The organism is Mesorhizobium sp. WSM3860, from assembly GCF_002294995.1.
Lineage (GTDB): Bacteria > Pseudomonadota > Alphaproteobacteria > Rhizobiales > Rhizobiaceae > Mesorhizobium.
In genome coordinates this window covers 20,479-46,004 of record NZ_NSGF01000031.1, presented here as the reverse complement: position 1 = coordinate 46,004, position 25,526 = coordinate 20,479, and the positions used below count along the sequence as shown (strand labels likewise).

Genomic DNA, 25,526 nt, shown 5'->3' with positions numbered 1-25,526 from the left:
ATCGTTTTGCGCTCAACAGGCCGGCTTTGCTGAGCGCGCCCTCTAAAAGATCGTTGGCCAGCGTCAGTTCGACGATCTTGGCATGCAGCGCCTTCAAATCGACCGGTGCTTCGTTCGCCCCGCCTTGTCCGGCCCGAACACCCGGCCGCGCTTTCCAGCAGATGGTTCTTCCAGGTCGTGACCTGGTTCGCGTGAACGTCGAACTGTTGCGCCAGCTCGGCCAGCGTCTTCTCCCCCTTCGCGGCGGCCAAACCTTGCCTTGAAAGCCGGTGAATGTGTCCGGCGGCTTCTCTTCTCCTGATTCGCAGCCAGAAACCTCGCCGCCGTCAGGCACGAAATCCACTTATGCCACTGTCCGAATTTGCGGAGCCAGCTCTCAGTTCCAGTAGAACCTCAACTTCAGGGCTACCAGACTGGGCGCGTCTCGCCACCGCGCGAAGGCGCGGATTTGTTTGCAGGGGCGCGTCATATGCGGGCGGTGTGGCTGTCACATGAGGGCACGTTACGTCCCCCGGCGCGGTCAGGTGGACACTTGGTACGTCTGCAGAGCGCCTATCCCTCTGGGGTAAGCCTTCACTGCCAGTCGATCGCAGGCTGGCCCATCGACGCGGATCGGTGCACTGATCGCCGCGGAAATGACGCACGCCGCCGTGGCGTTAGCCCTAGAGATTGGAAAGAGATCGAAGCCCCCATGACGCAGCGGATAAACTCCGGCTCCATGCCGCCGAACGCCCCCAAGTCGATGCCCTTGCACTGCGGCGGGTTATGCTGGTCGATCCGAGGCTGATCTACGAGAAGAAAGAGAGTGCGCTCTGCGCGAAGACCGAGCAACTCTCGACGATGCAATCCGTGATCGATCGATCACCATGACGGCCGACTTCAAAACGGTCTGGTGCGACCCCACCTTGCCCAACCGAGAACGCAAGCGGCTCCTTGCCTATCTCCTCGAAGCGTCACATGGCTCAAGTGCCAGGTCGACGGAGAGACCCGGATCCACATCCGCTTCAGAGGCGGATGGACCGAAACATTGACCACCCAGAAAACCTCCGCACAGCAGGTAACGACCCGGCCCGAGGTGGTCGAATTGGTCGACAACCTTCGCGACGACTGCGCTGAAATCGCTGACATTGGAATGCAAGCGAAATCCGTCCCGGCGGCTCAGCGCGGGGCGGCAAGGCTGCCGCCCAGTTCACCGACTTGCGCGCCATCTATTCGTCAAGCAATATGGTCTGCGCTCGCGCTACGACCGGCGGCGCGAGCGGGAATGCTGAAAAAGCAGAGCCTGCGCCAAACTCAGAATTACCGAATATGCCCTGGCCAGATGTGCGAGATACGGCATCGTGAAAAGACATGCCTACAACGGCTATATCTGCCTCTGTGAACTCCTAGACTACGTCCCAGCCAAGCAATCCAGCCGATGGAACCAGCTTGCCCATCGGGCAGCATGTCGGGGTGTCCGGTTGCCAGCCACACCCGCACCCCGCCATCGCAGCGCTTCCAGGCCGCGCATAATCCGAAGCAGCGCCTCCACGTCCAAGTCGGCTCGACGATGGCCCTGCGGCCATTCACGCTCACCACTTCCATGCGCCCGCCAGCCGGTTCTGAACCCTTGTTCGACTGCTCTGGTACAATCATCGCCGGCACGAACCGCAGACGCCCCATTCGTCAAGCCGACCCTCACGATGCGCCTTGCGCCAGGCAAACAGACGCGGGTTTGAAATCCCGTGACGCCGCGCTGTCGCGGATGCCTGCCGGGGAGCCGAATAGCTCTCCTCGAGGATCCGCAGCTTCTCCTCCTCCGAACCAGCGGACGGCGGCCAGTGTCAACGATCTCGAGACGGCGAATCTGCCCCTTAGCCTAGTGTGCTTGTAACCCAACTTGCGAGAAATAGCGACATTCAAGGAAGACGCATGAGGATTCTAGGGTATCTGAAATCAATTCCAATACACCACCCTCTCCATCACGGCAGAAAGTGACGGGATTTTATCTGGCGGCAAAGCTCACCAACACGGTCGAACAACAGGCTCTGGCTCCGCCACCCATCGAAGTCCGGCACATAAAAACGGATTGGCGCCTATCTGTTCACGCGACAGCGACGGGCATGAGAATCCCGCTCCGCCCGACGTTCATCACAGCATCGAAACTTGCGCGCGACTGAAAACCTGCTAAACGGCCACCGAATACATAACAGTCAATTCCATACGCCATCTTCTTGATTGAGCGGCTTGGCGGGTGCAGAGCCGTCAGCTCGCCGGGCCTGACGTACTCTTGTACGACGTATGGGTTGCCGGCTGCCCGGTCAATGTGTTCCTCCCACACTTCTGAAGGTGTGAGATGCCCAACCAAGACATGCTCGCCACGCGTCGCATTAGAGGGTTTCAGAACAAGACCGGCCTTGTTCTCCCGGATGTAACTGATGAGCTCGATCCGACCTCGCTCGGGGTGGGTTGTTACTCCCGGCCTAACAAGACGGGTCCATGGAATATGGCGCGCAATAAGTTCGACCTGCTCGGCGTTGAAGTTCGACTTAAATCTATCGTCGCTGAATACGGCAAGAATCGCTTTGTCAGACAATATCCACTGGGATATCCACGGATTTATCGAAACGACATCCCGCAAGGCACACGCATCTAGATATTCTTTGCATTCTCTATATTTAAAAACTTCTCTTACATCCAGTTTATTGTAAACAAGCTCAATGAGCTTTCCCTCCGGGCCGACTAACCCACGAGGCGTTCGCTTCATAGCGGTAACATCCAGCAACGCCGCTTCGACGCCCGCGTCCATTAGGCCTGTCACAATCCAATCTACTTCGTTTGTATAACGGCCGCGAAAGTTGACTACAGCAGCGGTTCTCAGCTCGGAGCCAGTTGCAGCGCGATAGGCAGACACCAGCTCCCTAACAAAGCAGTTCGGATCTCTCACGAAAGGCTGCTTACTCACGTCAAGCGCCAGGCCCTGTGCCAATGGATTGGGAATACGGCTCCAGACATTTGCAGCGAGCCCATTTTGAATAACGCCGCCCGGCCCTTCGGTATTTGTCTCAAGTATCTTATAATAGCCATCGCTACCGAATAAGCCGTCCAGTCGGCATATTCTTACAATCGGCCGATTTTTTGGGAGACTAGTGATCCAATGCCCCAAATGTTTATAGGCCGGAAACAGGTCGCGTACCTCTTCGTTGCAACAATACAGCTCAGCAGCGACATCAAGGAGCTTGACCACACCCTCAGCGGTTGTGCTTAGGTGATTCGCCAGATCGCAATCTATCGTAAGGGGCCGGAGACATACGGGATAGGCACGCCCCTCAAAGTGCATGCCGGCGTCTGCAATTGCGGTGGAAAGTTCGTCTTGAGCCTCCCAGATGGCGGTGGACTCGGAACTTGCGAAAGCGCAGAGTCGGCGCTCAATTTGTGCATCCGCCTCGCTGATTGCAGGCACTATTGCAATTTCCGCGGGGCCCGATCCTATCTGAGTTGTCACGAGCATCTCCTATCGGGTTGCTCTATTGTATGGCGGTGCGAGATCGACACGTTTTAAGACAACGCGAGTTTAGCTCTGAGACCGATCCCGGCCTTCTAGGCCGCACACGTCGGAGCGCACGAATCTCAGCTTCATGTACCGTCGAGTGGCAGCTTTTTTACCCGGTCGGTCGCTAACAAGACTTGAAAATAGCGTTTAGGTATTTGAGGAACGCCGGTAGCTCGACGCTTCCAAGACACCGCTGCCTCTCTTGCCGATACCGAAGCAAGTCGGCCCGCCGTGTGAAAGTCACGCTGGGATCGTGCGGCGGAGAAGCTCATTGCTGCGACTTCCAGCGTCATGTCCACCAGAGAACAAGATCCGGCCGCGCAAACCCGAAAAAGTTGTTCAGAAGAACGCGACGCTTTCCGCTGCCTGATTGACCGGTGACCCCATGAACGAAGCCGCCATCAAGTAGGGCGATATCCCCAGCCTCGAGCTTGACTTCGCGACTGGGTATGGCCTCGAGATACGTTGCGGAGTAGGGATATCCCGTGGTCTCCAAACCCTGCGATTTTCGGTCCGCGACTGTCGGTTTGTGACTCCAGAGCCTCAAGTTTCCACCTTCCTCAGGCATACTGGGATAAAAGTTGAGCGCTGCGACGGTATTGTGCGCTACCGCAGAGAGCTCGTAATCGTTCCCGGCACGTAGCACTTGAGCGACATCGTCGTGGGGGTCCAAGGCAAATGTGCCACTGCCAGACCAACTGAGAGCGCGACAGACGTTAGCCTGACCGTGTTCTGAACGGGCCAGCCGCAATTCGATGCCCTCTTTCTGAAGCTCGCGCTTCAGCGCTTCGAATAATGCTCGGACCGGGTCAACTAAATTGCCAAAAAGAGCCTCAACGTGCGGCCGCGCATTTTCCGCCTGCCTGAAATAAGTGGCTGCATCCTTCCTATAGTGGGAAGCGCCGACATATTGTCCAGGGACACCATCGTTGCGCTCGTTAATTCCGGGACTGCCAAAAAAATTCGCGGTGATCTGGTCAGCTATTTCGCTGCTGAAAGCTTGCTTGATATGCAGAGCCGTGATCTCACCCTTCAGGACCGAGATGATCTCCGCAGTGCTGATCGACCCGGTTCGTTCTTTGATCGTAATAGGCGAGATGGCCGGCGTTTGAAGTGCTTGGTTAGTTGCCATTTGTTTTCTCCTGTAGTGCCTGATCGAGAATGGCAATGCCGTGATCGAGTTCGTCATCTGAGATGGTTATCGGCGGAAGGACTTTGATGACGTCGCGATTTGGCCCTGAAGACTCGATCAGAAGGCCGTTTTGGAACGCGACATCGTGCACGCGACCGACAAGGGCCTGTGAACGGCACTTGAGGCCGGCCATCAGACCGCGGCCGCGCTTCTGTTCAATGGAATTAGGAAATTTCGCAACGAGGCGATCAAGTTGTTCTTGCAGTTTGACGGCCGTCCGCTCGACGGCTGTAGTGAACTGCCTATCGGACCACATTGTGCACATGGCCGCGGAAGTCACGAAGGCGAGATTATTGCCTCTAAAGGTCCCGCTATGTTCTCCCGGCTTCCATATATCCAGGTCGGGGCGAATGAGAACTATAGACAACGGGTTGCCTGAACCGCTTAGCGATTTTGAAAGACACACGATGTCGGGCTCGATTTTCGCGAACTCGAATGAGAAGAAATCGCCCGTTCGTCCCGAACCTGCCTGAATATCGTCGACGATGAAAACAACATCGTGCTTACGGCAAATGCGCTGAATTTCTGAGAGCCAAGGTGCGGATGCGGTGTTCATACCGCCTTCTGCCTGGATGGGCTCCAGGATGATTGCGGCCGGCTTTTCTATCCCGCTGCCTGGGTCGGCCAACACGTGATCGATGTAGCTCGCGGAATCGAAAGTTTGGTTCGGATAGTTCTCGTAAGGGACACGGATCACATCGTGGCGAGCAACGCCGCCAAGCTGTCTGGTTGACGCTGAACCCGACACAGCCAAGGAGCCGAGCGACATGCCGTGGTACGAATTTGTGAAGGCCATGACACTCGAGCGGCCGGTATATTTTCGCGCCAGCGCCAACGCCGCTTCGTTAGCGTTTGTCCCGGTCGGCCCAGGAAACTGTATCTTGTAAGAAAGGCCCCGAGGCTTCAGGATCGACTCAACGAAAACTTTGATGAAATCACGCTTTGCGACTGTATACATATCAAGCGACAAGACAATATTTTGCTCGGCGAGATATTCGATTGCCGGCGCCATGATACCCGGGTTATTATGACCGTAGTTGAGCGCGCCCGACCCTACAAGGAAATCAATATAGGGCTTGCCGGACTCGTCCCAGATTGTCGCCCCAAGTGACTTTTTAAAGACCGTTGGAAACGATCGTCCATAGCGACGAACGTTAGACTCGTAAGCTGCAAAAATGTCGATATCCATTAAAGGGCCTCTCTGTACGCGGCTTGCGATCAACGTTGCAGGTTCTATGTTCACGCATTCCAAACCGTTGAGTTGGACGATTAGCTACGGCCCATCTCGGACTTGAAGTAGCATGGTCGGCGACTTGCATGCGCAAAGAGTCTGTAAACTTGTTTGACGAATCTGTTGCATCGCTTTGGATAGGGATAGGGACCCGCCTTGGGGCAACTTTATCGGCGGGGTTGTTCACGGGGGCCAATGACATAACCACCCCGGTTTGCCAGCATGATTGAAACCACGATGCTTAGGTATTTTTCTATTCCGGCCGTGACGGGATCCTTGCCCACGAGTAGCTGTGACAGATAGCGATTTCTCTCCTTCGATGTGACGGCGAGACCGGTGCTCGCTCGAGTTTCGTCTTGGAGCGCGGACGAGCCAGACCGCGGTTTGCGATAGAACTGGAGCTGACCGGCGCGCCCTCTAATCGAAGCCGTGGTCGCCGTGCCAGTGATTGGGCCGATCCCTTGGGGGCGCGTTGGCCCACCTGGCTTGACGGCATTTACAATTCCTCAGTCGGCCCTCGCGAGTGACGGCCGCACTGCGGCCGCGGGCCGAGCACGCGAGTGGTGTTCGCCACCCACGAGGCGACGCAGACGGCGCCTGCTTCGAGAAGGCGCGATCAAAGCGTCATCAACAACCCCGGTGTTCGCCACCGCACCGGTGGTGATAACGGGGCGCCTTTGGAGCGCAGCACGACTAGATGTTCCCACCCGGTCCACGTTCATACATCGAAAGCGAGGCTGTGCTCAGGCGACGACATTGGCGATTTGTCCGATGCCGCTTTTTGTACGCAAGGTTTCACTCAGTCGGACATCCGACAAATTGTTGGATGTGAGACAGGGCGCAAAATCAGCCAACCGGTTGTTTTATCCAATTTCCTCTCTGGCACGTTCTGTGCAGCGCGGCTTGCGAACGCATCAGCAAGAAAATAGTCCATGATCACACTCACTGAAAACGCTGTCGCCGCCGTCAAGGCCGCGCTTTCCCGCGCCGACGAACCGGCAGAAGGCTTTCGCATCATGGTCGAGCCGGGCGGCTGCGCCGGCCTCAAATACCAGATGGGTCTGGAAAGCGTCTCGCGCGAGGGGGATGCCATCATGGAGGCGAACGGGGTCAAGGTGTTCATCGACGCAAGGTCCCAGCCCCATCTCGCCGGCATGACCGTTGACTTCGTGACGAACCTGGATTCCCCGGGCTTTGTCTTCGACAATCCCAATGCGCGGGACAAATGCGCCTGCGGCAAGTCCTTCGGCTAGGCGTCATAACGACAAGGATCGGCGCCGTGCGGGATGATACCGACAACGTCTACCTCATCAGCGACAAGGTCTATTTCATCAACCCCAACAATGTCGGCGCTTTGGACATCCCCAAAGCGGCCGGCAAGGTCGGCGCCGTCGCCTACGGCGATGGGCTTAAATTGACGATGGCTTTCGACCGTAAGACGCAGACGATCTCCGCCGCAACGTTCCAGACCTTCGGCCGCGGCTCGGACATAACCGCTTCCTCGCCGCTTGCCGAATTCATCGTCGGCAAGACCATCGATGAAGCCCTTCAGATCGCCGATGAGGACATGGCGGATTTTCTCGGCGCCATGCCGCCGGACACGACATACTCATCGCTCGACCGCCTCATTCTGGAGCGCGGCTTGCGGCTGATGAGCGAGTTCTTCCGTGCTGTGAGGCAGGCTTTCGAGGAGACGCCAGGATTCTCACGCCTGGTCCTCGTCAAGGCGTCATCACCATGAGCGACGTGATGGCGGCATTTTTCGTGGTGGTAGGCATCGAGGAACCGGAGACCCTTCCCCACCGCTTCCACCCGCTGAAACCTGATTCCGCGTGGAGATCGGGCGTGTGGGTGTTCCTTATCGGGCCCCGACAGTGGAACGAGCTGGAAAGCGTGCGGCGGGTCATCTCCCACCTTTTGCCGCGTCTCGGAAGCCGGCACAGATGTTCCATTGCTCACTCGAAGGCCGCCTGAGCAATGTCATATGCGGTCAAGGAAATTTTCTACACTCTTCAAGGTGAAGGACGAAATGCCGGGCGGGCCGCCGTATTTTGTCGTTTCGCCGGCTGTAACCTTTGGTCGGGACGTGGAGGCGACCGGGAAAGAGCATTCTGCGGATTCTGCGACACTGATTTCGTAGGGGTAGATGGCCCCGGTGGCGGACATTTTGCCACCGCGCGGGAGCTTGCGTTGGCGGTCGAGCAAGCCTGGCGCGGGTCGGGACCTGGGCAGCGTCTTGTCGTGCTCACCGGAGGAGAACCCCTCCTCCAGATCGATAAACAACTCCTGGAAGCGCTGCATTCCTTGGCGTTTGAGATTGCCGTTGAGACCAACGGTACCATTCCCGCGCTCCCCGGCATCGACTGGCTGTGCGTCAGTCCGAAATGCAATGCACGCCTCGTGGTCACGGCAGGGGATGAGCTAAAGCTTGTATACCCTCAGATGGCGCGGAGCCCGAACATTTCGAAGTTCTCTCGTTTGAGCACCTTTTGCTTCAGCCAATGGATGGGCCAGGGCGCGATACGAATACGGCCGCTGCAGTGGCCTATTGTCTTGCCAACCCACGTTGGCGCTTGAGCCTGCAAACCCACAAGCTTCTCGGGATCCCATGAAAATTACGCAAGTGTTCACCTTCGAGGCAGCGCACCGTCTTCCGCGTGTGCCAGAGACCCACCGCTGTCACCGCTTGCATGGCCATTCATACCGTGTGGAACTGCGTCTGGAAGGGCCTGTCGATCCAGACACGGGCTTTGTCATCGATTTCTTCGATGTTGAGGCTGTGTTCGGACCGCTTTTGCAACGTCTCGACCATCAGTATCTGAATGAGATTGAGGGTCTCGAAAATCCGACCGCGGAAAACATTGCAGTCTGGATCTGGAACCAAACCAAGCCGCTTATTGGCCAGATGTGCTCGGTAACGGTCTATGAGACGCCGCTGTGCTGGGCTGAATACGAGGGTTGACCTGATGCAACGAGATTCGGGAACGGCACTGGTCCTTTTCTCCGGCGGGCAGGATTCGACAACCTGCCTGACCTGGGCGCTGGAGAACTTCGAGCGCGTCGAGACAATCGGCTTCGACTATGGGCAGAAGCACCGGATCGAGCTCGATGTGCGGCCATACCTGCTCGGGCGCATTCGAAAAGACTTTCCGGCCTGGCGTGGACGACTAGGCGAGGACCACATGATTGACATGGCCGTGCTCGGCCAAATCAGTGATACCGCGCTCACGCGCGACGTCGAGTTCGCAGTAAACGCGAACGGCCAAGCAAATACCTTCGTGCCTGGCCGCAACCTTCTGTTCCTCGGCTTTGCGGCCTCGATAGCTTACCGGACCGGCGCTAAACACCTGGTGATCGGCGTGTCCGAGATGGATCGTTTCGGCTACCCGGATTGTCGAGATGACGCAGTTAAAGCGATGCAACTTGCCCTGAACCTTGGAATGGAGACGGGTCTCGTCATTCACACACCCCTTATGCGGCTGGGCAAGGCGCAGACCTGGGCGCTGGCGGACTCGCTGGGCGGCGAGCCGCTGGTGAAGCTCATCTGCGAAGAAAGTCACACCTGCTATAGCGGAGACCGCGAGCATCGACATAGCTGGGGTTTCGGTTGCGGGACCTGCTTCGAGTGTAATCTTCGCGCAGCAGGATGGGAGCAATTCCGATCGTCCAAAGAGGCACCCTTGGCCTCCCATGAATTGGCGTAAGCGCCCTGATTCAGGCCGACGGTGGCAATCTGCTCCATAGATCGTTTCCTTCTCTTGGTGGTGTTCAGCACGACCAGGGTACGCGCCTTCGATGCCGTTTCGAAGGACTGTTCCATCATGGACGTTGATCATCTTCGCCGTTCGCGTGGTGCTGTTTTGGCAGCACCATGGCTAGGAGGCTGCGGTTGTCTTGACCCCGATCAGATCGAGCGTGGAGCGTACTGCCGAGAAATAGGAGAGGTTGTGTGGTTTCGACGAGAGGCGGTTGATGCCCCAGCGTGCCCTTATGTGGAGATCGTCGATGCGCACCCATAACCAGCATGGCCGCACCATTCATTGAAGCGACGAATGACGGCCTCATCGGCAATCGATGCCGGCGCCTGTGTAAGCGGCGCGGCGCAGGCTCCTGCGGCGAAGCTTTGCGGATATCGCTCTCTGGCCTAGCTCGGTCCAACCAAAGGATTGTCAATCGCGCCTGCGAATGCGCCCAGTAGAGCACCTTGGCAGTGCTACACCGATAAGAAGCCAGTTTCGCTTTGAGAAGGTATCCCACTTGCTTGGCCGCAGCGAATATCCCCGGCAGAAATTGGCTGCAGCGCGTGGCGCTTAGCGCTCGCTGGGCGGAGCTGGTCCGGGTTGCGCAGCCCGGTGAGCGCGGATCGTCTTGGACTGGTGTGGTGATCAGCCGCGGTTGTTGAAGCGCCAGCATTCATGTCCGATTTCGATAATCTCACAATAATGTGGGATGATCGAGCAGCGCGCTCGTTGTCGCGTTGAAGAAGCGACGGCGCCCGCCGTCGCGGATGAGCGCGCGGGCGATGGCAATGGCTCGATGCGAGTTCCCGTTCCGGGCCAACAATCAGCACACCATCGAACAAACGCTTGCAGGGGGAGATCTCAACCGCCCGCGGTGGCGAAGAAGAGGAAGAAAATGATGGAACGCAAGCTTGCCGTGATCGCAGCCCTCCCTGAGGAGTGTCGGGAGCGTGTCGAGGCTCGTTTCGAAGGTTTAGATGATGCAGGTATCGAGAGCTCGGCGAGCCGCGCCGTGCGGCTGGGAAGGCTCAGGCAGAGATTGTCTCCGATCCGCAAGATCAACCACCTTGGGTCTCGAAGAGGGATAAGCAGGGCCGATATGTGACTGTCGACACCTGAAGATGGGGGGACAACTTGATCTCATCGTCGCCTCCCCTTGCGCGCCCCTTCCTATAGAGCGGCTCGGTGAAGTCGTAGCCCCAAACTTCGCTCCGCACGAGTGTCAAGAGAGCGCCAGATGGACGAATCCGCTCGAAGGCCATGCGCGCGCTGAACGCGCCGTTTCGGTCAAGACAGATGAAGGGACGACGGTCTGGTCGACGCTCGCAATAGCTATAAAGCAATCCGTCGTTAAGCCGTTAGGCCGGATATCGACCTGCCTGTTGTCACGCTCGCAGGGACGCCTTTTCGCCCCGCCCCTGCTGGCCCAGTTCACCTCCGCGCCAGGGTGGCCGGCGATGTGCTCGCCGAGCACGACCACGAGCACGCTTGGTCACAGCTTCCGTACCTGATCAAGTAGATGCCTGAGCGCCTGCGCGACACGTTCGTGGTTTGCAATTTATCAAATTCATGGCGATCATTGCCGCAGCCGCTAAATGACAAAAACTTAAACGGCCATGTCTGCTGTCTCTTATGCGGCTCCAGCCCACATTGAGCACAAGCAAAAACTGGTAAGCATGCCAGCGCCACGACCACCACGTGGCGGCGGCAGTCATCAGCCCACAGGGTTTCCCGACGGCCATCGGACAAACTTGGCGCAGCGCTGTCACGGCAGACACGGCACGTCGAGACCTGTCGAGCGTCAGCCGTTGCGAAAGGTGTAGCCGTAACCGTTGATCGCCGGCGCGCCGCCGAGGTGGACATAGAGGACCCGCGATCCCCCTGGAAAGAAATCTCTCTGGATGAGGTCAATCATCCCTTGCATCGATTTGCCCTCATAAACCGGATCGGTAATCATACCCTCGAGCCGAGCGCACAGGCGGATTGCCTCCTTGGTTTCGTCGGACGGAATGCCATAACACGGATACGCATAGTCTTCGAGCAACACCACGTCGGCCTCGACGAGGTCCGTTCCCAGCTCAACGAGCATCGCTGTCTGTTGGGCAATACGAAGCACCTGCGCCTTTGTCTTTGTAGGCGTGGCGGAGGCATCGATGCCAATCACGTTGCGCCGTCGACCGTCCTCGGCGAACCCGACGATCATGCCGGCATGTGTTGAACCGGTGACAGTGCAAACGACGATGTAGTCGAAGGCAAACCCAAGCTGTTTCTCCTGGGCGCGCACCTCCTCGGCGAACCCGACATAGCCGAGTCCGCCATTTGGGTGAACAGATGCGCCCGCTGGTATCGCATAAGGTCTGCCGCCCCTCGCCTTGACCTCATAGAGCGCTTTTTCCCAACTGTGGCGAATGCCGATGTCAAAGCCCTCGTCGACCAGGCGCACCTCTGCTCCCAAGATGCGGCTTAAGAGAATGTTGCCGACCCGGTCGTAGCCGACATCCTCATGCGGAACCCAGCTCTCCTGAACCAGAAGACATTTCATGCCGATCTTGGCGGCAACGGCGGCGACCATGCGCGTGTGGTTGGACTGCACGCCACCGATGGTGACAAGGGTATCGGCATCCGATGCGATCGCGTCGGGGATAATGTATTCGAGCTTGCGGAGCTTGTTTCCGCCGAACGCCAGGCCGGAGTTGCAGTCCTCGCGTTTGGCATAGATCTCCACGTTACCGCCCAGATGCTCGCCGAGCCGGTCGAGCTTCTCGATGGGTGTGGGTCCAAAGGTGAGCGGGTAACGCTCGAATTTTTCCAGCATATTCTCTCCGGATGATCATTCAGGTGAAATAGCCACGCCAAACTCGTCTCATAAGCGCTGCTTGGATAGTCGGCCGCGCTCTCCGATCACGTGTCAGAGCCTTGGGGAGTCCCAGCGCTTTCCTTTCGACTGAGACCAAGCGAATCCACATGTCGGCATGCTGCGGGTGAGGCGACCATGACCCAGGAAACCTACAACGACACCCTGTCGGCACCTGCGTTTTTGCCAGATTTGCGAGCGCAGCCAGACCTCCAAATCAACAGACTTCGATAAAAGAGCAATGGCTTCTTTTTTGTGATTGGACCGGCAGGAACCGCACAGTTGCCGAGCCGAATTCTGCGAGGCGATTTTGTGGCGCTCAACGGCTCACAGAAGTTTCAGCTGCTCGACCGAAGTGCTCGTCTACCTGATCGAGGCGGGTGCCAATGCCCTCGAAAGGCTGGCCTCCCCGCGTCCGTAAGTCGCCGCATCATAGTTGACGAGCGTGTCGGTCCTGGCTGTCTCCAGCAGCTGATTGGTGATCTGTGTCGGTGTCGCGGACGTGAATTTGCTGCCAAGGATGGCGGCATAGCCTGCAACCACAGATGCCGCGACAGACGTTCCGGTTAGGCCAGTCTTGTCGCTCTCGACACCCACCGTCAGGAAGTGGTTCTGCACCTCCGAATCTGAACCGGCGTAATTCGAATAGGAGGCGAGCTTTGCCTTGTTTTCGGGAGTGCCATTGCGCTCTAGCGCACCCACAAAGATTGTCGATTGCTTCCCAATCAGGTCGAGAGCAAGGAAATCAATATCCCCATCGGCAAGGGTATCTACCGCTACGGACCCGTTGCCGGCTGCCTTTGTGAAGACCGCAGCACCCGCCCGAGCCGCGTCGACAATCGTCTGCTCAAGCCGGTACCCGCTCACTGGTTCCTCAAGGCCATAGCTCAGATTAATGACATTGAGGCCCTGCTTCAGCGTGAGCGGAACCTGTTCCGAATAGTCAAGCTCGGTTATGCTTGCGCCAGGCGCGACCATGCCGGCTGCTTGAGCGACCCACTGCCCATGTCGCTGCCATTGGGAGCCATGGCCGAGATCCCCCACCTGTCCCATGTTACCTGTGAAATCATCTATGATAGTTACCGACACGCCAGACCCATTATAGCCCGAGGCCCATGCTGCGCCGACGTCCGGGCTCATCCAGCAAAAGGTGCCGTCGGCATTTTGTGGGCAACGCGAGCTGCTGCCGTCCATGGCTGGGCTGGCAGCCACGCCATCGCCGGCGACCCTGGATTGGAGGTCATCGGCGAAACCGGGTGGTGCCGACGTCCATAGGACAAGACTGGCAAGGTACGCCACCGGCAACAATCGCTTTATCTCCATTCAACTCTCCTGTTTGAACTGTTCTTCATAAACAAGACGAAGCATTTCACCCACGGTAGAAAGACTTGGGACCAGAGACCGATGTTCAGCAGGTTCAGATGAGCGTTCGCCGGGTATTTAATGTGTCCGCCGGCCGGAGCAGCGACGCCACGGACGGCAATTCACCGCCTGGGCGCCGCGATCCACACACGTTCGGACGCATGAGGGTAGGGGTGGCAGTCTAGTGAATCGAAACGGGTGCCAGCGCCCTTGAAAGGCTGGCTTCGCCGCGGCCGTAAGTCGCCGGATTGTAGTTGACGAGCGTATCGGTCCTGGCTGTATCCAGCAGCTGATTAGTAATCTGTGTCGGAGTTGCGGACGTGAACTTGCTGCCAAGGATGGCGGCATAGCCTGCAACCACAGGTGCCGCATAGGACGTGCCGTATAGGCCAGTCTTGTCACCCTCGACACCCACTGTCAGGTACTGGTTCCGCACCTCGGGGTTTGAGCCTGGATAATTCGAGTATCGGGCCAGCCGCGTCTTGTTCCCCGGAGTGCCATTATGGTCGAGCGCACCCACGAAGATTGCCGATGGCGCCCCAATCAGCCCGAGGGTTAGTCCATCGAAATCCCCTTCGTGGGGACTACCTACCTCGTTGCTGCGGTTGTCGGCACTCTTTGTGACGATGGCAGTGCCTGCCCAGGCGGCATCGACAATCGCCTGCTCGCGCGGATGCTGGCTCAGTGGCTCTATGATGCGGTAGCTCGCATTGATGATATTGAGGCCGTCCTGCAGCCCGATCGAAGACCCTTCGAGATAGCCATACTTGAATATGGTTGCGCCAGGGGCGGCCATGCCGGCAATTTCAGCGACCCAATCTCCATGCCGCTGCGTCTGCCGACCGCGACCGAGATCTGCATCAAATGGCTGTCCCGTGAAGTCATCTATGACATTTATCGATACGCCGGAACCGATAAAGCCTGATGTCCATGCTTCACCAATATCCGGGCTCATCCAGCAAAATGTGCCGTCGGCATTTTGTGGGCAGCCCGAGCTACTGCTTTCCGCGGCTGGAGTACCGGTCGTTCCTTTGCCGCTGACACCGGCATCGACATCACCAGCAAAACCGGGTGCCGTCAGCAGGCCCATGAAAAGACCGGCAACGAGTGCTACCGGGGACAATTGTATTTTGTGCATAATCAACTTTCCTATCTGATTGTTCTTCATCAACGAAATTTACGGCCTTGCCTTTACCATCGCTAAAATTCACCCCTGAACCGAAGGTCTAGTTTCCATCGGCTTGGCTTCAGGTTTGTCATGTATTTCAACGTGTCCGAGGGCCGGAGTTGCGAGGCGGCCAGACGGCAATTCACTGTATGGAAGCCGCCGACGGCGCCATAGTCAGCCGTGCAAGGTCGTTCCGTCAGATTCCCGCCCAAAATTGAACTGACGGTGAGAGAAAGCGTCGTGGACGGCGTCGGTCGCTTTTGCAGAATAAAGCCGAGTTTCACACCTGGGTCGATTCGGACCTTTTCGGCGCGTTGGCCGGTGCTCGCGCCCCACAGGAGACCGAAATCATCCGACAGCTGCGTCAACATTTCAAATCGCATGTCGATCCATTTGCTGTGGTACCACTTGTCGAAAGACACTTTGGTACCACCCGACAGCTCGTATCCGCCTTGTCCCAGATGGTTGGCGGCCGCGGTTAGCTCCGAACCCTGATAAATGCCGACAAGGCTGGTCTCCTGTGCGTTCGCTGTCATAGCGCTGACGAAGAATGCCATCACGAACAGGACGTAGCTCGCCAACCGTATGCACATCTGCAGCGCCCATTGTTGGACCCGCCAGCAAATCATGTAATCGACACGCGTACTGAAGTCCCTCGCCGCATCTTCAAACCGCACGGAGGCTCTCGCCGCAGACGCAGGGCCGCCAGCGGGCAACGTATTCATTCGCAACAAATCTGTGATCCCCCGCCCTTCAATTTTGTCGGGCCATCTCTTCGCTCTTTCCTGGCAAGCAGCTCGCGCCATCTCAACGGAATTAAGCGTAATTCATGCCAATCTGGAGGACGGGGTAAGGGAACAAATTGTCTGTTTGTTATCAGCGGCTTAGACAAAAACGTCCGAGATGCCTGCCAACCAAGGTTGTGTCGTCAAACCGACAAAGTCCGACACAATTGTCGGATGGCTACGACCACGCTGAGTGTGAACCCACCCGCATGGGCAACACTCGCTCCGGCCATGCATCGGAGAGCCTCGCGACGGCCATCAAGTTTCATTCGACGCGATCCTGTTCAGCCGGGCATTGCGTCGCCTAATTTGAAGTTTTGAACGCGAGTACGTCTGAAAAGGCATGCCCGGCAGAGACGGAGCTCTCTGCCGGGCCGGGTTCGCCTTGGGAGGTGGCGTAGCTAGCGACTTTCGCGGCGGTGGGCCCACTCAATCCGTGCGTTTTGCGCAATAGCGAGCATTTACTGTGCCAAGCCAAAAGCGCCTAAAAAACACCCGGGGGTCAGCTTCCTCACGTCGCGTCCCCGACATTGTCGGCTATCGGACAATGCCCGAACGTGATCTCGGCATCGACCTACGTCTGAACCAGAGCGCACCCGCAAAGTTTCGCTGCCATCTCGACCTGGCGAATTGGTGACAAGGTTTTAGCCCGAACTGTTCGCCGGCTGATGGCAGGGCGGATGTCGCTTTTTAAAGAGGAACTGACTGTACCTTCAATTCAAGAGGCAGGGTGCGGCCACGAGAGATGGCGCGGCGAACGCGGTTGGGCAGTTGATCGCGGTCGCCACGATCGGCATTGACGCGCCGTGGGCCAATCAGCCCTCCGGCGATCTCGCGATGTGACGCCCAGCAAGTAAGCCGCGAGCGCACGAAGAACGAAGGTTTAGACGCGTTTTTCCGGCTTGGCCCAGACTTAGAGGATTGAGGCACTCGAGCGCACCTCAGGCGGTGCTTCGGAAACATCGCGGGTCAGGTCGCCTCGGCAAGGAGGTAAATAGGGTGAAAGATATCCTCGCCTGAGATGGCGAGCGGGCGACAGCCAGGGCCGTCGCACGACATGGCAACGCCGAGAGCTCGAACGGCGGTACGGCGATGTCGCCGAGGATGCGGACAGCTGTTCTGGGACGCACCGTAGCGGAGACCTGCCAATCGGAGCCGAACTTTGACCCTGATCGGCCTCGACTTATACCCCCCGCTTGCATAAGCGCGACGAGGAGCGGGCGCCGGGGCGGAGCTGGTCGGGTTGCGCAGCCCGGCGAACGCGGATTGTTTGGGCGTAGGCGCGTCAGGCGCGGTTCTTCAGGCGTGTCATTCGCCGAATGCCAGGTCGGTGGTGACCATGATGGATGTGCGTTCGTAGTAATGAAATGGAAGAGAACCTACCCGTGGCTGCGGGCGAAGGGGACATAGTCGAATCGTCGAGGACGACGACGGAGGGCGAGGTAGTCAGCGATGCGCCCATGCTTGCCGTTTCGGTGCTCCTGACCTCGACAATCAACTTGAATGAAAGTGACGAATCGGAGCTCTGATGTTGTTACGGCGCCTCAAGGGAGGAGCAGCGATATGCCGAGCGTTTGATTGCGCTGTGGCACATCTTGAGTTTCATTCATAAGCTCATCGTCCCGCGACTGGTACCGAACCTCCTGGGGCCTGTCGAAAAGCTCAGCCTCTTGCCGGGCTTTGCCCGCGGAGCTGGATCGCCAAATCAGAAAGAGCACACTTGCGAAATAGCCCAGCTGAAGAAGTAGCGAGCAGCCCAGCGTCGTGATCACTGCTAGACGGAACGAATGCGAGGCGAAGTAAACCGTCACAGCGTTGCCGCACAGGACCAGCCCGGCGAGCCGACAAAAGGTGATGAAGCGCAATGCCGTTCTCCTGATTTCGTCTCGTCAATCATGCAGCTCATGCTGCGATCTGGTCGGCCGCGACATGGGTCTGGCAGTTCTTTGGGCAGACGCGGCCGCAGGCTCCGCAGCCAATGCAGCGGCCGGCATGGTCGACAACCATGACCATGCGATTGAGCTCACCATCGAAATCGTCGTCACTGCCGTCGCTGGCGCCGAGGATTTCACCCGTGTCATCGACGCCGTAAAGATGCATGACCTCGCGCGAGCAGACTTTGAAACAGCGGCCGCAGCCAATACAGATCTCGCCATCTATAACTGTCAGGTATTGCGGCACCCATAAGGAGCCGTCGCGGCGGATGAATGTCCGGATCGCCAATGATCGGATATTCCGCTGCAGTGCCTTGGCGATGATGAAATTGGCCAGCAGCCCGGTGTCCGATTTCCCTTGGCATGAGCCATGGAAGGCGAGCACGGATCAACCGCGGGAGGCGGATTGGCAGGCAAGGGCCTCGCCGTCCTGTGACGGCAGGGCCATGCGCCGCGTGCGACATTCGGTTTCCTCGATTTCAGGCCTCGATTTCTGCTTTCGGGTACGCCAACTCCGGGCCCGGTTGCGCAGCCGACGTCCGACCTGGGCGGGCCGATCCCACGCCATCCCTTGGGCTGACCACGTCCCGGGTCGTGACGTCTTCCGATAGGCCAAATTCGCCTCGAACATCTCTTCCGCGCCGACCCGGTGAGGGGTCACTAAGGTTCGAGCCTTGACCTCGAGCAAACGATCACCCCTGTGCTGCCTGGACATATTTGCTGCGGGCGCGCCGCAGAAACTGGCGGATTGACCAGTTTCTTTTTCACTTGTCGTCTCTTCGCTCATCAGGCGACTGCGCTTTGATTTTCAGGAGCCTTTTTGCGGAACCACGCAAAGGTCCCCGGAGCATGCGTTCTCACCCGTGTAGTTGGCCAGGGCTTGGAGCAATGGGGTAAGGTAGTATTGTTTGATATGGTCCGGCATCGTCCCTGGATTCCCCAGAGATTTCAGCGCCACCTCGATCAACTCGATCGCGCGACCCTTGTTTCCGCTCTCGTAATAATACTGAGCGACCGGGACGTACCACCGGAATTTAAGAGGTCCCTCGCCGTGCGGGGGATTCAGTGTCAGGATCTGTTCCGAGAGCTCGTCGCCCATCGCGAAGCGTTCAGCACGGGGGATATGAGAGTTGTCCATCTCGGGATCGAAGAGTTGGTTCAGGGCCATGACCATCCAAGAGACGGCCTCGAATTTTTTGTCGATGGCGTCCTCGACCAACTGGCGCATGGCTGGCAAGCCGGTCTGCATGTCGCGCAGCTTGTGAAGCAGTAGATCCGCGTGCGTTTCTCGGAACCCGATATAATCCGGCACTGAGGCGAGGCCTTCTTCGATGGCTGAGAGTGCCGCCGTCCAATCCTCGGCCTGCATCGCCGGCTGAAGCTTGGCGTAAATCGGTCCGGTCAGCGCTAGTTCGCGCGCCGTGCATTGGTTAGTAGCGATCCGCCTTGCATCGGCGCGTTGAGCTTGATCGCTGTTGCGCCAACTGCCGTTGAGAACTTTCGGCAAAACGTCATCGAGTTCCGCCGGGTGTCCTATGAAAGCGATGTGGCCGTCGCGGTCGACTAAGAACGAGGCGGGAATCCCGAGGGATGAACTGGGTTCCATCCACAGTCTATTCATTTCGCCTGTGTAATCGAACGCGATACGATAATTCAGATTCGGGAACCTCTCTGTCAGCCAAGCATCCAACCTAGTCCGCGCCTCCTCCGCGGTCGGGCCCTGTTCCCTAGCTGCAACTCCGACGACCTCAAATCCGCTGTCTTGATATTTCTCCTGCAGCTGCATCAGGTGGGGCATCGCCGCCACACAGGGTCCGCACCAAGTCGCCCAAAATTCTAGGAGGTACACCTTGCCGGGGTGAAAGTTGGCGAGGGGCTCGCCACGCAGCCAGTCGTCCACTTTGATCGGCGGAGCCGGGGACTCCCTACGCAACACCATGTTGTTCTCCAAAGCTCTACTATCACACCTTTCGGCCGTTTCTGACGAGCCGGTTCTCCTCTCAGAAATGGAAGAAACCGGCTCGGTGACCAGCACTCGTCTTGCGCGTTCGCATGCGGCTAGTCCTCACCCATTGTTGCCGCATCTCAACCAGCAATGGTCGTGCCAGCCCGCTTAGTGAACGGTAAGTGTGTGGTTAGCTCGGAAAACCTTTGAGCAGCGAAGGCGGCCGATTGTTTTGAACCCAACATGTTTCCTGCCGCTGTCTGGTTTTCGACACGCATCTCACGCTTCTCACGCTTGAGAACCGAAGGCAGCTTGGCTGTCTCGCCTGCGGCAATGTTTGGCGTCGGTCCGTCTAACAGCATCATTTCGGGGCCGGTCGAAAGTGCGCGGGCGATCTCCACGACCGGCTCCCGCCTGCAGCCACTGCGTCCTGGCCTTCTGATGGCCGAGCCTTCCTTCTTGGGACGGGTCGGTGAGGCGGTGAGCCCCAGCGCGTCTACTGCGAGCCGCCGCCGTTACCGCTTATGATGTTTCGCTAGACGGCGGATCCCGCATTCACCAGCCGATATTTCGTGAAAGAGCTTTGGAAGCATTGCAGGTTTCCTGCGTAGACCACCCGCTGCTGCGGGCATTCGCGACCGCTTCGCTGAATCGGAGGTCCAGGTGGGCCAGTCTGGTCTCAATTGTCTGGTGGCGGCCCGTAGAGATGTCGGCTTATGCCGCGCAGATCTCGTCAAGATTCGGTGGGTCATAAGGCCTTCGGTTCATTGAGCAAAGGATTGTCGGATCTCGCGTAGAACCCCAGTACGGGTCCGATATCAAAGATCGTCCCTGGCGGAAGGCGCCGGACGGACGCAGGCCATTTTTCGGTTGAGACGCCGATGCCGCTCGCAAGCATGCTGGCAAATCGGGGCATCAGCGGTGCGAGTGTCTGCGCCAGGATCGCAGCGGCTGTAGCCTGAAGCGCGAGCGAAGTGCGGGTGCGGGCGGGATAGAGACGTCGCGCCGCTGCATAGTCTTGCGCCTGACGGTAGATCAGGCAATCGCGCACAAAATCGCAGGCCTGCGCGGCCGCGCGACGGAGCGAGAAGCCATCGTCCGAATAGGCGCGTTCCATCGCCGCGCGATGGGTCTCTATCTGAGCAAAAAAGGCGCGATCGGCCGGAGCCCAGTCGCCTGCGTCAGGCACGCGGCCGCCAAAGTCCTGCTGGATGTCCCGGTATAGCGCATCAAGCCAATTCAGCCAGATCCCCTGAAATATCTCGTTCTCGGTGCGGCGCAGCGCGTCCAGCGTGAAGTTCCTCCGCTGACCTTCCGGGCGTGTCAGGGCCAAATGGAGACGCACGACGTCGACTGTCTTTGAGTCCAGAACCTCCTTGCCCCAGACCGCATGGCCGCGGCTGGTCGAGAACTTCTGGCCGTCGAGCAGATAGAACTCGTTCACATGATACCGGATACGCGGCGTCCAGTGGGAGAACACCTCAGCGTAAAGCGCGGGATAAAGTAGCGCGTGGTAGAAGGAATTGTCGAAGCCGAAGAAATGGACAATCTGCCAGTCATTGCTGGGCATCGCCGCATTCCAGTCGCGCTCCAGCAAGCGAGCTAGCGCCTGGATGCTGTAAAGGACTCCGAAAGCCATCTCCGGCCAAACCCAGATCACCTGCCCCGGGAGCCCTTCGGCCGCCAGGCCCCAGTCCGACGGGTGGGTGATGGGCACGGAAAAATCGCGACGTTGGCGTACACGCGCGAAGAGGTCCATGATCCGAGCGGGAGCGCCCGACGCCCTTAAATGCCGGTCGATCTCGTCGTAGCATCGATCCAGCGCAAGTTCGGGACGGCGCACGGAGCCGACCACCGGCGCCTCGGCCGAGTGCCGCGACCGGACTGCACCTAAGTCATGGCATAAGTTCGGCGCGCCGCATTCCTCGCAGATGTTGCCGCTAGTGGAGCCGCCGCAATCGGGGCAGTTGCCGCTTACATCCGGTTCATAAAGGTAATTGCCTGTCACTGCATCAAATAGCGCAGGGCTCTGGCGCAGATCTACCGCCGTGCTGCTCAGAAGAGTGCGGAAACACCTGGCTTGAAACTCTGCGTAAGCGTCATCCCCCAACGTGGGCAGGAAGCTGTGGACCTCACAGTCGAGAAGTGCAAGCGTGGCTCTGATCTCGTCTGCGTAGTGGCGCGCCACCTTTGCGGGCGTCGATTGATCGGCATCGGCACGGGTGGCGACGTAGCTCTGGTGATCGTCGCTCCCAGTCAGGTGGTAGGCTTCGGCCCCATTCATGCGCAGGAAACGCGTGTAGACGTCGGCGCCAAAATACGGGCCTGAAAGATGCCCCAGATGCAGATCGCCGTTGGGCGTCGGCGGCGTGGAGAAGACGAAGATCGGCCTGCGGGGAGCCGCGACCTGTGCAGCAGCTTCGAGGGCGGCCTTGCCGTCGCGCCAGTAGACATCAAGGAAATCTAGGTCTTCGTCCCCATCATTGCACAGCACATGCGCTTCAAAAGGGTGAAACAGAACGACGTCGCCGGCTTTGATCGGGATTTCCCCAAGGTCGGTCCTGACCTTGCCCACCCCAGACAGGACCACGAAGGCCTCGATTTCGTCGTGCCGATGAGGCTCGGATGTGACCCCCGGTGCCACCTTGCCGAATGAAAACCCGGTGCCCGCGCTTCCCGTTCCAAGCGTGGCCATGTCGATACCGAACGCACGCGACAGCTCCGTTCGAGAAAACCTGTATTTGCGCATGATGAAGCTCAGCCGTTGAAGCAGTGGTGTCTTCGGCTGCGAACGCAACAGCCTCTGCTGCAAGTTGCGAAGCCCGGACCGGTTGGCGGCCCCCGAGACAATCCCGGCTCTAGCCGCCGGGCGGGCTAAGGCTGCGCGCCAGTAGGAATTTGGCGTCAGAGAAGACCGCCCGGTGACTACCTCCATCCGACGTGCCGACGCATGCTCCCCGCATTTTTTTAGCGGTCGATCAGTTTCGTGTGCATGCCTCGCTCAGTCGCGATAGAAAATGCCGTTTGGCGGCTTGAGATTGTCTAGATCGGCCACTTTGCCCTCGGGCGGATTAAGAGCGCGCTTAAGCACGTTGTATTCAGCGCGGGTCGGTCCGCCGGTCGAAGCACGCTGGAACACCAAGTAGAGCGTTCGCCGCGAACGATTGCTTTTATTCGGCTGCGAGTAATGGGGTGCGTAATCGTCGAAGATGAAGATGTCGCCAGCCTTCCATACTACGGGTTCCCAGGAGAATTTCTCGGCGACCTCAGGATCAATCACCCCACCGGCATCCATGGAAAATACTCCCTTCTTGTGGTTGCCGGGGCTAAAGAAAAGGCCGCCATTGCCCGGGTCGGAGTCATCAATGCCTATGGCGACGACCGCATGGACCATTCGGTCGGGGAGCCTGTGTGGAATGTGATAAATGTCCTGATGCGGGCGATAGCCGCCGCTGTCGGGATAGTGGAAAATCAGCAACTCCTTGAGCCTGCGGGAGCCTTCCTCAAGCAGCTCCTCGACCGCAGAGTTAATGCGCTGATCGGCGAGGAGCAGATCACGCAACGGATCATGGAAGTCGAGAAAATTCTCGACCTTAGAGGTGATCTTTCGATTGTCCGTCGTCTTCTCGAACCACAGCATCCATTTATCATCGCTGACGTCCCAGCCTGAAATATCGTCGACAAAGCCGGAGATACGCTCCACAGCCGCGGGATCGAAGAAGTTTTCGATCCTGACATATCCGTCTTTCTGCCACTTTTCTCTTTGTGCATCAGTCAACATGCGAAAAGTCTCCTGTTGGAAAGACTGGTTGGCGAACATTTCGGTTAGGGCAATCGGGCGCTCGTCAGGTTGTGGGTCGACGGAAACAGTCCTCCACGGCATATGGGCGACGCTAAGTGGGGTCTCGTCTCCGGCCTCCGCTGCAGTGAAGGCGGAATCATCCCTTGGATGCCACCGCCAATGATCCGCAGTCGCCCGGTCATATCCCGCTGCCCATTTCTTCTGCGACGGTGTCGGACCAGCACTCGACTGAGGTAGGGCCGATGAAGCCGGGATGCTCGGGGTTGGCACGCGGCGCGCGCCCCAGAAGGCTGTCGAGGATGCGACGCGCTCGCCAGGCCAGCAGGCTTAGATTCGGATCAGCCAGCCCACGCTGTCCTAGGCTCGCGTTCTGTACGAAGATGCGGCTGTCACGTGGTCCGTCCCAGCACACCGAAAAATCTTCGCGAATAGCCAATTCGTTGTCGATCTTTTCAAGCCGGTTCGCCATCGGTTCCAAGAAGCCTGGCTCCGCGTTCTCGTAACCGGTGGCTAGGATGACGATGTCGGCGGTGACTTCTTCGACCACCTCCATGCGGCGCCGCAGAGTGAGTCTGTGACCCGCGCCGGCGTTGATGCAGTGCGAGACAGTGCAGCCCGGCCGCAGTGTGATTTCGCATTGGTTTGGCTCTAGAAACGCGTGACGGTAAAGCGCCTGGTAGATCGCGCGCAACGTGCTTTCCGAAATGCCGTCCGAAGCAAGCACGAAGCGCCGCAGGAACAGCTTGCGCCACGACTCGCTCATTGCGGCGAAACGATCCGAAAAGCAGGGCATGAACAACTCGTTTGTGAACGGGCTGTTGTCGATGGGCAGGTAGTTTTCGCGCTGTGAGACCCAGGTTATCGAGACAGGCCGCCGTTCTTTTGGCAGGCCAACAAGGTGCAACAGCACCTCGGCTCCGGACTGTCCTCCGCCGACTACGCAGACATGCTTTTTGTGCACCTCAGCATGAATGTGCAGCAATTCAGATGAGTGAAAAAGGTTGCGACCAGTCCAGCCCTGAAACTGAGGCGGAATATGCGCCTGCTTGCCAATGCCGACCACGACGTTTCTGGCACCGAGAACCGCGTTATCGGTGCGCACGCGAAACTCGCCGTCAAAGCGGATTTCGCGCACGGTCTCGCCGCCGCGGACAAGCGGGTTCCTGTGGAAGGCCCAGTTCAGGTATCGCTCGAACTCAGCTCTGAGCACGGCTTCGAACTGTGCATTCAGGAAGTGGTACAGACGCCCGTTCTCATGCAGGTAGTTCACGAAAGTGTAGGCTGATCGCGGGTTCACCAGCGTGACCAAATCCTTGAAGTGGCTGACCTGGAGCTCCGAGGAATCGAATGCGCTGCCTGGGTGCCAGCGGAAGTCGACTTGCCGATCCAGGAACAGTGCGCCTTGCCCAATTTGCTCGTGCATCTGGCACGCCAGGCTCAAATTCGACGGCCCGGCTCCCACTCCAATGCAAGAGAGCTCCACTTGTCTTGCTCCTTTAGGTGCTTCCCAGCTAGGCGATGTTCGCGAGGAATATCGGCTCTGGCCATCGGCTTCAGTCTCCACGCGGACGATCTCGCCTTCGGTGCCGGTGGGTTTGCTGGATTTTGTCCCCGCTTTCGCATGGTCGGGTATGAAGCCCATGGATCCCGGCCAAGTGATGCGATCGACACTCATGTCCACGACTTGTGGGCGTGGACGGGATTGACGTATCTCCGCCCGCTTCAATGATCGCTTCTCCGTCAGCGAAATGCTTTCGAGTCTTGTTCCGTGTTTCAATCGGCAAAGTCGCCCGCCTCCACAGTGACACGCCGACCTGTGACCGACTTGGGGATCGGCGAGGGCGCGGTCTAGAATGCCGCGACATTGAGCCTGCTCATAGGAGGGCATCCGCTGATGTTTTTCGGAAGATCCCCCGCATCAAACGTGCCAGAAGGAAACTTTCATGGAAGCAACGGTTAGCGGGTTTGTGGTCCTGTCGGG

21 protein-coding genes and 2 pseudogenes are annotated in these 25,526 nt (G+C 58.3%); 7 read left to right on the top strand and 16 right to left on the bottom strand.

The window, feature by feature from the left end; genetic code table 11:
* The 5 genes and pseudogenes from CK220_RS31695 to ectB all read right to left on the bottom strand — a co-directional run.
* Positions 1–312, bottom strand: a pseudogene (locus CK220_RS31695) (transposase); the annotation flags it as partial.
* A gap of 1,319 nt (positions 313–1,631) precedes the next feature.
* A complete protein-coding gene (locus CK220_RS32690) occupies positions 1,632–1,781 on the bottom strand; it encodes a transposase (RefSeq protein WP_245429443.1) in 150 nt (49 codons plus the stop codon).
* A gap of 302 nt (positions 1,782–2,083) precedes the next feature.
* Positions 2,084–3,484: a hypothetical protein gene (locus CK220_RS29320; protein ID WP_141245254.1), complete on the bottom strand. Its 1,401-nt coding sequence runs from the start codon at positions 3,482–3,484 to the stop codon at positions 2,084–2,086.
* A gap of 337 nt (positions 3,485–3,821) precedes the next feature.
* Positions 3,822–4,664, bottom strand: a complete 843-nt coding sequence (locus tag CK220_RS29315; protein WP_095814851.1) for a hypothetical protein — start codon at positions 4,662–4,664, stop codon at positions 3,822–3,824.
* On the bottom strand, positions 4,654–5,913 hold the full coding sequence (ectB, locus tag CK220_RS29310) for a diaminobutyrate--2-oxoglutarate transaminase (RefSeq protein WP_095814850.1): 1,260 nt from the start codon (positions 5,911–5,913) through the stop codon (positions 4,654–4,656). Before ectB ends, CK220_RS29315 begins: the two co-directional genes overlap by 11 nt.
* A 974-nt stretch (positions 5,914–6,887) precedes the next feature.
* Here ectB and CK220_RS29305 point away from each other — a divergent pair.
* From CK220_RS29305 to CK220_RS29275, 7 genes and pseudogenes are all read left to right on the top strand, one after another.
* The gene (locus CK220_RS29305) at positions 6,888–7,208 is read left to right on the top strand and encodes an iron-sulfur cluster assembly accessory protein (RefSeq protein WP_095814849.1); all 321 of its coding nucleotides are present in this window, start codon (positions 6,888–6,890) and stop codon (positions 7,206–7,208) included.
* Between the two features lie 26 nt (positions 7,209–7,234).
* On the top strand, positions 7,235–7,696 hold the full coding sequence (locus CK220_RS29300) for an iron-sulfur cluster assembly scaffold protein (protein WP_095814862.1): 462 nt from the start codon (positions 7,235–7,237) through the stop codon (positions 7,694–7,696).
* On the top strand, positions 7,693–7,929 hold the full coding sequence (locus CK220_RS29295) for a hypothetical protein (RefSeq protein ID WP_095814848.1): 237 nt from the start codon (positions 7,693–7,695) through the stop codon (positions 7,927–7,929). Before CK220_RS29300 ends, CK220_RS29295 begins: the two co-directional genes overlap by 4 nt.
* A 3-nt stretch (positions 7,930–7,932) precedes the next feature.
* Positions 7,933–8,567, top strand: a pseudogene (gene queE / locus CK220_RS29290) (7-carboxy-7-deazaguanine synthase).
* A complete protein-coding gene (gene queD / locus CK220_RS29285; RefSeq protein WP_095780046.1) occupies positions 8,564–8,917 on the top strand; it encodes a 6-carboxytetrahydropterin synthase QueD in 354 nt (117 codons plus the stop codon). The pseudogene queE and the gene queD overlap by 4 nt, the downstream one beginning before the upstream one ends.
* 4 nt (positions 8,918–8,921) lie before the next feature.
* Positions 8,922–9,659 carry a 7-cyano-7-deazaguanine synthase QueC gene (gene queC, locus CK220_RS29280; RefSeq protein ID WP_095814847.1) on the top strand — a complete coding sequence of 246 codons (738 nt, stop codon included), beginning with the start codon at positions 8,922–8,924 and terminating at the stop codon, positions 9,657–9,659.
* A gap of 931 nt (positions 9,660–10,590) precedes the next feature.
* Positions 10,591–10,800 carry a hypothetical protein gene (locus CK220_RS29275; RefSeq protein WP_176479250.1) on the top strand — a complete coding sequence of 70 codons (210 nt, stop codon included), beginning with the start codon at positions 10,591–10,593 and terminating at the stop codon, positions 10,798–10,800.
* A gap of 696 nt (positions 10,801–11,496) precedes the next feature.
* Here the strand turns inward: CK220_RS29275 and CK220_RS29270 are convergent.
* The 11 genes from CK220_RS29270 to CK220_RS29215 form a co-directional block, all read right to left on the bottom strand.
* On the bottom strand, positions 11,497–12,510 hold the full coding sequence (locus CK220_RS29270) for a 1-aminocyclopropane-1-carboxylate deaminase (protein ID WP_095814845.1): 1,014 nt from the start codon (positions 12,508–12,510) through the stop codon (positions 11,497–11,499).
* Between the two features lie 402 nt (positions 12,511–12,912).
* Positions 12,913–13,872: a S8/S53 family peptidase gene (locus CK220_RS32180; RefSeq protein WP_176479249.1), complete on the bottom strand. Its 960-nt coding sequence runs from the start codon at positions 13,870–13,872 to the stop codon at positions 12,913–12,915.
* 220 nt (positions 13,873–14,092) lie between these two features.
* Positions 14,093–15,079 carry a S8/S53 family peptidase gene (locus CK220_RS29260; RefSeq protein WP_245429442.1) on the bottom strand — a complete coding sequence of 329 codons (987 nt, stop codon included), beginning with the start codon at positions 15,077–15,079 and terminating at the stop codon, positions 14,093–14,095.
* Between the two features lie 32 nt (positions 15,080–15,111).
* On the bottom strand, positions 15,112–15,756 hold the full coding sequence (locus CK220_RS29255) for a hypothetical protein (RefSeq protein WP_245429441.1): 645 nt from the start codon (positions 15,754–15,756) through the stop codon (positions 15,112–15,114).
* 1,652 nt (positions 15,757–17,408) lie between these two features.
* Positions 17,409–17,729 (bottom strand): exopolysaccharide production repressor protein, encoded by a 321-nt coding sequence (locus CK220_RS29245; RefSeq protein ID WP_095814842.1) that lies wholly within the window; start codon positions 17,727–17,729, stop codon positions 17,409–17,411.
* A gap of 37 nt (positions 17,730–17,766) precedes the next feature.
* Positions 17,767–18,081, bottom strand: coding sequence for a ferredoxin III, nif-specific (gene fdxB, locus CK220_RS29240; RefSeq protein ID WP_095814859.1), 315 nt, complete (start codon positions 18,079–18,081; stop codon positions 17,767–17,769).
* 525 nt (positions 18,082–18,606) lie between these two features.
* Positions 18,607–19,737, bottom strand: a complete 1,131-nt coding sequence (locus CK220_RS29235) for a TlpA disulfide reductase family protein (protein ID WP_176479248.1) — start codon at positions 19,735–19,737, stop codon at positions 18,607–18,609.
* 146 nt (positions 19,738–19,883) lie between these two features.
* On the bottom strand, positions 19,884–20,144 hold the full coding sequence (locus tag CK220_RS29230) for a hypothetical protein (RefSeq protein WP_141245252.1): 261 nt from the start codon (positions 20,142–20,144) through the stop codon (positions 19,884–19,886).
* A gap of 347 nt (positions 20,145–20,491) precedes the next feature.
* Positions 20,492–22,540 carry a class I tRNA ligase family protein gene (locus CK220_RS29225; RefSeq protein WP_245429440.1) on the bottom strand — a complete coding sequence of 683 codons (2,049 nt, stop codon included), beginning with the start codon at positions 22,538–22,540 and terminating at the stop codon, positions 20,492–20,494.
* 204 nt (positions 22,541–22,744) lie between these two features.
* Positions 22,745–23,524: a phytanoyl-CoA dioxygenase family protein gene (locus tag CK220_RS29220; RefSeq protein WP_095814857.1), complete on the bottom strand. Its 780-nt coding sequence runs from the start codon at positions 23,522–23,524 to the stop codon at positions 22,745–22,747.
* A gap of 199 nt (positions 23,525–23,723) precedes the next feature.
* Positions 23,724–25,220: a lysine N(6)-hydroxylase/L-ornithine N(5)-oxygenase family protein gene (locus tag CK220_RS29215; protein ID WP_245429439.1), complete on the bottom strand. Its 1,497-nt coding sequence runs from the start codon at positions 25,218–25,220 to the stop codon at positions 23,724–23,726.
* Between the last annotated feature and the right edge of the window lie 306 nt (positions 25,221–25,526).

Coding starts and splice junctions, on each gene's coding strand:
- CK220_RS29315 (WP_095814851.1), bottom strand. CDS start 4,664: ATGGCAACTAACCAAGCACTTCAAACGCCGGCCATCTCGCCTATTACG.
- ectB (WP_095814850.1), bottom strand. CDS start 5,913: ATGGATATCGACATTTTTGCAGCTTACGAGTCTAACGTTCGTCGCTAT.
- CK220_RS29305 (WP_095814849.1), top strand. CDS start 6,888: ATGATCACACTCACTGAAAACGCTGTCGCCGCCGTCAAGGCCGCGCTT.
- CK220_RS29295 (WP_095814848.1), top strand. CDS start 7,693: ATGAGCGACGTGATGGCGGCATTTTTCGTGGTGGTAGGCATCGAGGAA.
- queD (WP_095780046.1), top strand. CDS start 8,564: ATGAAAATTACGCAAGTGTTCACCTTCGAGGCAGCGCACCGTCTTCCG.
- queC (WP_095814847.1), top strand. CDS start 8,922: ATGCAACGAGATTCGGGAACGGCACTGGTCCTTTTCTCCGGCGGGCAG.
- CK220_RS29275 (WP_176479250.1), top strand. CDS start 10,591: ATGATGGAACGCAAGCTTGCCGTGATCGCAGCCCTCCCTGAGGAGTGT.
- CK220_RS29270 (WP_095814845.1), bottom strand. CDS start 12,510: ATGCTGGAAAAATTCGAGCGTTACCCGCTCACCTTTGGACCCACACCC.
- CK220_RS32180 (WP_176479249.1), bottom strand. CDS start 13,872: ATGGAGATAAAGCGATTGTTGCCGGTGGCGTACCTTGCCAGTCTTGTC.
- CK220_RS29260 (WP_245429442.1), bottom strand. CDS start 15,079: ATGAAGAACAATCAGATAGGAAAGTTGATTATGCACAAAATACAATTG.
- CK220_RS29235 (WP_176479248.1), bottom strand. CDS start 19,737: ATGGTGTTGCGTAGGGAGTCCCCGGCTCCGCCGATCAAAGTGGACGAC.
- CK220_RS29220 (WP_095814857.1), bottom strand. CDS start 23,524: ATGTTGACTGATGCACAAAGAGAAAAGTGGCAGAAAGACGGATATGTC.
- CK220_RS29215 (WP_245429439.1), bottom strand. CDS start 25,220: ATGAGTGTCGATCGCATCACTTGGCCGGGATCCATGGGCTTCATACCC.